This is a genomic window from Pontibacter rugosus, from assembly GCF_042678745.1.
Lineage (GTDB): Bacteria > Bacteroidota > Bacteroidia > Cytophagales > Hymenobacteraceae > Pontibacter > Pontibacter rugosus.
The window spans coordinates 1-1,750 of the sequence record NZ_JBHTLD010000396.1 but is presented as its reverse complement, the minus strand read 5'-3'; the positions used below and the strand labels follow the sequence as shown (position 1 = coordinate 1,750).

At 37.9% G+C, this 1,750-nt stretch carries 1 protein-coding gene; it reads left to right on the top strand.

Features of this window, described 5'->3' with window-relative positions:
* The first annotated feature begins 234 nt into the window (after positions 1-234).
* A complete protein-coding gene (locus ACFQ2O_RS21495; RefSeq protein WP_377532931.1) occupies positions 235-1,359 on the top strand; it encodes a porin family protein in 1,125 nt (374 codons plus the stop codon).
* Positions 1,360-1,750 lie beyond the last annotated feature (391 nt).

The following is a 1,750-nucleotide window of genomic DNA, read 5'->3' as shown; positions in this document are numbered from 1 at the left end:
ATATTACAGGCTTTTTTTCGATAGAACATTTCAGTAACTATAGAATAGTACTGCTAGGCTGACTGAAATAATACATCACTTACTTATATGTAACTACTTATCTACCTAAAGTAAAACAAGCTTATGAAACACGCTTACATCACCCTGCTGCTCGTTTGCTGCTGCACACTTGCTTTTGCACAAAAGAATTTCCGACCTGGCTATATTATCCAAGGTACTGATACGATAAAGGGCTTGATAGATTATCGCGGAGACGCCAGAAGTGCACAGGTTACTATATTCAAATCATCTGCAAATGGAGAGGAACAAAGATTGTCACCGAATAACATTGCTGGTTATGGATATGAAAATGATAACAAGGCATTTGAAACCAAAAAAGTAACCTTAGATGGCCCTCTTGGTCCTGAAACACAGGCACTCTTTCTAAATGTTTTAGTGAAAGGAAAAGCTAGTCTTTATTACTACCGCAACACCTTTGATGCTGAATTTTATTTTCTTCAAAAAGACACCCTTTTCGAAGAACTTGTTGATCGTATCATAGAGAAAACCGATCCTACATCAGGAACCAGGTATCAACAAAAAGACACAAAATACATTGGCCTGCTGCGTTACGCTTTTTTTGACTGCAAACAAATCTCACTGAATCAACTACAGAACATTAAAATTAACCATAGCGATTTAACAAGAATCATTACAAAGTATAATGCATGTGTTGCACCTGAAGAAACAGTAAAAACCTTTACTAACAGGAAAGACAAGGCTATTATAACGGCAGGGCCAGTTATAATGTATGCCACTTCTACCTTGGATTTTACAGGAGATGCCTATATTACGAATGCTGACTTTGGTAGATCTTCTAATTTAGGAGGAGGAGTATTTTTCAATTTGGTTTTACCTAACCTAAACGAAAAGCTATCTCTGCAAACAGAGCTACTATACATACCTCAAAAGTTCTCGGCTGCTACCTCTCGTAACAGAGTTACGGTTTCAGAGTATTATGAATTTGATTTAGCTTACTTAAAGCTACCCTTACAGCTTCGTTATACTTATCCTAAAGGTGCTGTGCGCCCTTATGCAAATGTAGGCTTTGTCATTAACTACGCTCTAAAAGATACCAATACTGCTGTAAGGAGCTCTAGCAGTACTGGTTTCTTCTCCGAAGGGCCGGCATTGCCCTATAATGGTTTCAACAGATACGCTGATGGCCTGATAGCAGGTGTAGGTGCTTCTGTGCCGATAAACCAAAAAGCATTAGCCATTGAACTACGATATGAAAAAAACAGCGGGGTCTCGAATGTAATTAACCTTGGCTCTAGCATAAAAAGCTACAGTCTGATGATGAGCTACACCTTATTCTAAAATATCTATACTTAGCATTCAATATAAGTTAAACAGACAGCGGCCGGAGTATGGAACTCCGGCCGCTGTCTGTTTGTAAGGTAAGCAACATAATTAGTATATCTCATCAAAAATCAATTAGATGTGAAGCGCTAATCCAAATCCCGATCCCCACGCTTCAGCTCCTCCACCGAACGCATCACTTTATCTTTTAGGCTATTTCAATCAAGCATATTCCTTCAGGTATGGAAGGCTAATTAGGTACATATTAATTCTGAACTCAAAACCACTTATATTATATTTTCAAAGCCACTGTGTCTAATTATCAGAAGTTGTTTTTAGCAGCGGCTGATTCCGTTACATATTATAGTATCACGCCCTGATAAGCTTCCTTATTTTTCTATATTTATAT